General features: G+C 62.8%; 6 protein-coding genes. 2 read left to right on the top strand and 4 right to left on the bottom strand.

The window, feature by feature from the left end; genetic code table 11:
- From J0I64_RS00800 to J0I64_RS00790, 3 genes are all read right to left on the bottom strand, one after another.
- Window positions 1–1,094, bottom strand: a 1,094-nt coding sequence (locus J0I64_RS00800) for an Hpt domain-containing protein (protein WP_291405477.1), incomplete at its 3' end; no start/stop codon positions are given.
- Between the two features lie 28 nt (window positions 1,095–1,122).
- Complete coding sequence (locus J0I64_RS00795) at window positions 1,123–1,488, bottom strand: response regulator (protein WP_110149597.1); 366 nt, start codon at window positions 1,486–1,488, stop codon at window positions 1,123–1,125.
- On the bottom strand, window positions 1,485–1,775 hold the full coding sequence (locus tag J0I64_RS00790; protein ID WP_291405472.1) for an STAS domain-containing protein: 291 nt from the start codon (window positions 1,773–1,775) through the stop codon (window positions 1,485–1,487). Before J0I64_RS00790 ends, J0I64_RS00795 begins: the two co-directional genes overlap by 4 nt.
- 149 nt (window positions 1,776–1,924) lie before the next feature.
- Between J0I64_RS00790 and J0I64_RS00785 the strand changes: the two genes are divergently transcribed.
- Together J0I64_RS00785 and J0I64_RS00780 are read left to right on the top strand one after the other, a co-directional pair.
- Window positions 1,925–3,241: a homoserine dehydrogenase gene (locus J0I64_RS00785; protein ID WP_291405470.1), complete on the top strand. Its 1,317-nt coding sequence runs from the start codon at window positions 1,925–1,927 to the stop codon at window positions 3,239–3,241.
- Between the two features lie 75 nt (window positions 3,242–3,316).
- Window positions 3,317–4,213 carry a hypothetical protein gene (locus tag J0I64_RS00780; RefSeq protein WP_291405468.1) on the top strand — a complete coding sequence of 299 codons (897 nt, stop codon included), beginning with the start codon at window positions 3,317–3,319 and terminating at the stop codon, window positions 4,211–4,213.
- 1 nt (window position 4,214) lies between these two features.
- On the opposite strand, the gene J0I64_RS00775 is transcribed toward J0I64_RS00780, so the two are convergent.
- The coding region (locus tag J0I64_RS00775) for a zinc-binding dehydrogenase (RefSeq protein WP_291405466.1) at window positions 4,215–4,654 on the bottom strand (440 nt) is incomplete at its 5' end.

Raw genomic sequence — 4,654 nt, 5'->3', positions numbered from 1 at the left:
TTGGGGGCCACTACCGGCTTGGGCGCAGCGGCCTGCGGCACCGGACGCGGCGGCGCCGCGGCAGAAATCTCGTTGGCGAGATCGGCGAAGCTCAGTGCAGGTTCTTCAACGGCAGGATCGGCTACCGCGGGAACCACGGGCGCGTCGGCAACAGGATGCACCGGAGCAGAAGCAACTTCATCCTCGGTCAGGGCCATCAGGTCGTCTTCGACCTCGATCGACTGTGCGATCGTTGGCGTTACCGGTGCCGAAGATGCCGGGGGCGTCACGGAATGGCCGAGCGGCACCACTTCGATGCTGCAATCCCCATCGACGAATTCGAAAACTTCCCGGATCGCAGCTTCTGTCAACTCGGGCGCAAAAAGCGAGATTTCCCACGAGCAGTAGACGCCAAAAGGTTCGAAATCGCTGAGCGCCGGAATGTCGGTGAGAATGGCGCGGACATTGATTTCGCCCAGCGCCGCCAGCTCGCGGAACAGCAGCAGCGGGTCATTGGCGCGCGAATAAAGCTGGCGATAGGGCGTGAAACGCACCTCCCAGTGGCCCGGCTCGACCGGCATGGGCGGCGCTTCAAACGTATCGGCCTCGACCGGAACGTCCTCGGTATCATCCTCGCTGACCGCGAGTTCAACACGCACCGGGGTAAACTCGATATCGAATTCCTCGATGATCTCGCCGCTCCACTCGTCGTCGTCGGAACCGCCACGCTGGCCGCGGGCAATGGCATCGAAACGCTGCTTTTCCTCGGCGCCATAGTCGGCATCGAGTTCTTCCCCGCTCTGGGCGGCGTTGATGTGGTCAGCAACAATGTCATTGGCGCGGATGCAGAGGCTGACGACATCGTCGGTCATCTCGACGCGACCGTCGCGTACGTAGTCGAGCAGGGTTTCGTAGGCATGGGCAAAGCCCACAAGGCCGGAGAAACCGAAAGCACCGGCACCGCCCTTGATCGAGTGAATGGCGCGGAAAACGGCATTGAGCCGGTCTGCGTCGCGTTCACCCCCTTCGATAGCGGCAAACTGCTCCTCGAGCTCGTTCATCAGCTCGGAGCATTCGTCGAAATAGGTGGCCTTGAAATCGTCCAGGTCGCTCATGGCGCCGCACCAGCCTTAGCAGATCGTGTTAGTGGACCACGCGATGAATGACGCTGATCAGTTTGTCGGGATCGAAGGGTTTGACAATCCAGCCGGTGCCGCCCGCGGCCTTGCCCTGGTCGCGCTTGTCCTGGCTGGTTTCCGTGGTCAGGATCAGGATCGGCAGGCTCTGGTACTGGCCGCTGGCCCGCACGTTCTTGATGAACTCGATACCGTCCATGACGGGCATGTTGATGTCGGTGATGACGACGTCAACATCGTGGCTCATCAGGACATCGAGGCCCTGCTTGCCGTCTTCAGCCTGCAGCACCTCGAAACCGGCATTGCTCAGCGTATGATGCAACATGGCCAGGATGGTTCTGGAATCATCCACAGTCAGTACGCGCAATGTCATGGTTTCATCATCCCAGAAAATTGTGCGCCAAGGCCCAATCGATCGATCGCGGCCAACATGGCGGCGCTCGGCGCGTCAACAGCAAATTCATTATGATTACGGCGAGCAGTCTCGGCGGCGCTGATCAGCATCAGCAGGCCATTGGTCGACACACGTTGCACCGCGCTGGCGAGCACCGTCACCGCGCCGTCTTCGACAGCGTCGATCAGCTTGTCACGAATTGCGTCCAACGCGTCGAGGTCGATAACCTCTGGCAAGGTTATCGCGCTTGCGTCCTGATGTGCCATTTCTTGGCCAGCCCCCGGCGTTCTCTCCTTCGCCATAATTATCTGGAACGGTTTAAGAAGTGCTAATCGCCCGCCTATCCTGGCTTAGCGCGCTTGCCCCTCCGGGCGAGTGGCTGTAACCCAGTCGCCGTACCAACCGGACAATTGCCATGACCACCAAGATCGCCCTGACCGGGCTCGCCCGTGACCTTGCCGCCCGCGCTGATGAAGGCAGGCCGATCCGCGTGGGTGTCATCGGCTCGGGCGAGATGGGCACAGACCTCGTCACCCAGATGAGCCTGATGAAGGGCATCGAGATGGCGGCCATCGCCACAAGGCGTCCGCATACCGCTCTCGCCGCCATGACCATCGCCTATGGCGACGACAGCCACGGCAAGGTCGTCGATTCCCCCGCCGCCGCGACCGCGGCCATCGAAGCGGGCAAGATCGCCGTCACCTCGGCCGAAACCCTCGTCACGACGCCCAATATCGACGTCGTCATCGACGCCACCGGCAAGCCCGGCGTCGCCGCCGACTTTGACCTCACGGCCATGGAGCACGGCAAGCATCTCGTCATGATGAATGTCGAGGCCGACGTCACCATCGGGCCCTACCTGAAGGCCCAGGCCGACCGCCTCGGCGTCGTCTATTCCGTCGGCGCCGGCGATGAACCTTCCTCCTGCATGGAACTGATCGAGTTCGTCTCCGCCCTCGGCCTCGACATCGTCGCCGCGGGCAAGGGCAAGAACAATCCTTTGAAGCATGACGCCGTCCCCGACGACTATCGCGAGGAAGCCACGCGCCGGAACATGAACCCGCGCATGCTGGTCGAATTCGTCGACGGCTCAAAAACCGCCGTCGAAATGACCGCCATCGCCAATGCCACCGGCCTGATGCCCGATATTCCGGGCATGCACGGCCCCGCAACCAATCGCGAAGATATGGCCAAGGTGCTGATCCCCAAGGCCGATGGCGGCATCCTCAACTCCTCGGGCGTCGTCGATTTCACCATCGGCAAGGGCGTCGCCCCCGGCGTCTTCGTCATCGTCAAGGCTGAGCATCCGCGCATCATCGAGCGCATGGACGATCTTCACATCGGCCACGGCCCCTATTACGCGTTCTTCCGCCCCTATCATCTGACGAGCCTGGAAGTGCCGCTGACCTGCGCGCGCATCATGCTTCACGGCAAGCCCGACATGGTGCCGCTGCCGCGCCCGGTCGCCGAAGTCTGCGCAGTCGCCAAGCGCGATCTCCTGCCCGGCGAAAGCCTCGATGCCATTGGCGAAACCTGCTACCGCTCCTATGCCATGACCGCAGCCGATGCCCGCGCCGCCGGGGCCGTCCCGGTGGGCCTGCTCGAAGGCGGCAAGGTAACGGCCCCCATCGCCAAGGGCACGCTCATGACCTCTGCCAATTGCACGCCGGACACCACCACCCGCCTCTTCGCGCTGCGCAAAGAGCAGGATAACCTCCTCGGCTACCTCTAGATTTTTGCACCGCGCCACATTCTCGTCGCGCTTGCCCCTAGAGATGCCGGAGACCTTCTTCCTCGGAGCGCCGACATGCGATTGCTTGGCCTTTTCGCCCTCGTCTTGCCCCTGCTGCCCCTGAGCGTGGCCGCCGAGCCGTTGGGCAAGACCAAAGGCCTGGCCGACTGCGCGGCTCTCGTCGCCACGCTCACCGAGATTACCCTCGGGCCCAAAAGCACCGTCGAAGATGTCGAAGGCGGCTGCCGCGCGACCAATGTTAGCTACGGCGTCTCGAGCTACATGAATTACAGCATCGACTCGGTGACGCTGCTCAGCCCCAACCTCCTGACAACCTTCCCGACCGGCAATATTTTCGAGGCCGCCACCCTCGACCTCCGGGGCGTGCGCCTCAAGCCCGTTACCCATTCGCCGCTGCAGGACTACATCATTGCCCTCAGCACCGTCGCCATGAACCTGCGCCTTGCCTACACGACCGATCCCGAAGCCCTGACCAGCCAGGCCGAGGTCGAATTCAGCGCCGAACAGCTCGGGCGTGTCGCGGTAAAGGTGTCCCTCTCCGATTTCGACAATACCGATATCGACATCGACGATTTCGCCGACCTCTCGGGCACGCTGCATCAACTGGATGTGACGCTCGAAGATCGCGGCCTTTTCGTCGCAATTTTTGCCCCGGCAGTCCTCAACTGGCTTTTCGCGCCGGATGAAGACCCGACCGACGCCATCATGGTCATGCAGGAAACCGCCGTGGCCGCACTCGCGGACCTGCCCGAAACCACCCTCTCGCCCGCATCCCTGGTGACCCTCGGCACCCTGGTCCGGGCCTTCCCCCGGCCCGAAGGCGATTGGCACCTGAGCTTTTCGAGCGAGCGGGGTCTTTCGATCAAGGACCTTGAAGAAGACGAGGCCACCGTCTTCGCCGCAATTCTCGCAGATGCGAAAATCACGGCGACCGGTGAGCCCGCCCGCTAGATCAGGCGGCGCTGCCGCGAATGGCGATCTTGCCCTTGCGGCCGGGCTCGCCGCTGGCCCGCACGGCTTCTGCGACATCGCTGATCGGATAAGCCGCCTCGATATCGAGTACCAGCTTGCCGGCCGCGGCATTCCTCACCAGCTCGCCCAGCAGTTTCCCGATCCGCTCGGGCTTGACCGGCGGCTTGGCGCCCCAGAAACCCTTGACCGTGATATTGCGGAATAGCAGTTCGCCCGCCGAAATCTTCAGCGGTCGCCCGGTCATCGCACCAAAACTGACCAACTGCGCGCCATCGGCCAGAATGCTCGAAAGCTGCGCCGCGCCATCCCCTCCAAGGGACTCGATGCCGCGAATGATGGGCGCACCGCCGGTAATGGCGCGAACCTTGTCCTGCCAGCCCTCGCCTTCGGTTGCGACGACCGTCTTGAACCCAAGCGCCG

This window comes from Devosia sp. (assembly GCF_017307565.1).
GTDB lineage: Bacteria > Pseudomonadota > Alphaproteobacteria > Rhizobiales > Devosiaceae > Devosia.
This window is presented reverse-complemented; position numbering and strand designations above follow the sequence as displayed.

Bases quoted from the DNA above. Each gene is read 5' to 3' on its own strand.
- J0I64_RS00780 (WP_291405468.1), top strand. From the start codon at position 3,317: ATGCGATTGCTTGGCCTTTTCGCCCTCGTCTTGCCCCTGCTGCCCCTG.
- J0I64_RS00790 (WP_291405472.1), bottom strand. From the start codon at position 1,775: ATGGCACATCAGGACGCAAGCGCGATAACCTTGCCAGAGGTTATCGAC.
- J0I64_RS00785 (WP_291405470.1), top strand. From the start codon at position 1,925: ATGACCACCAAGATCGCCCTGACCGGGCTCGCCCGTGACCTTGCCGCC.
- J0I64_RS00795 (WP_110149597.1), bottom strand. From the start codon at position 1,488: ATGACATTGCGCGTACTGACTGTGGATGATTCCAGAACCATCCTGGCC.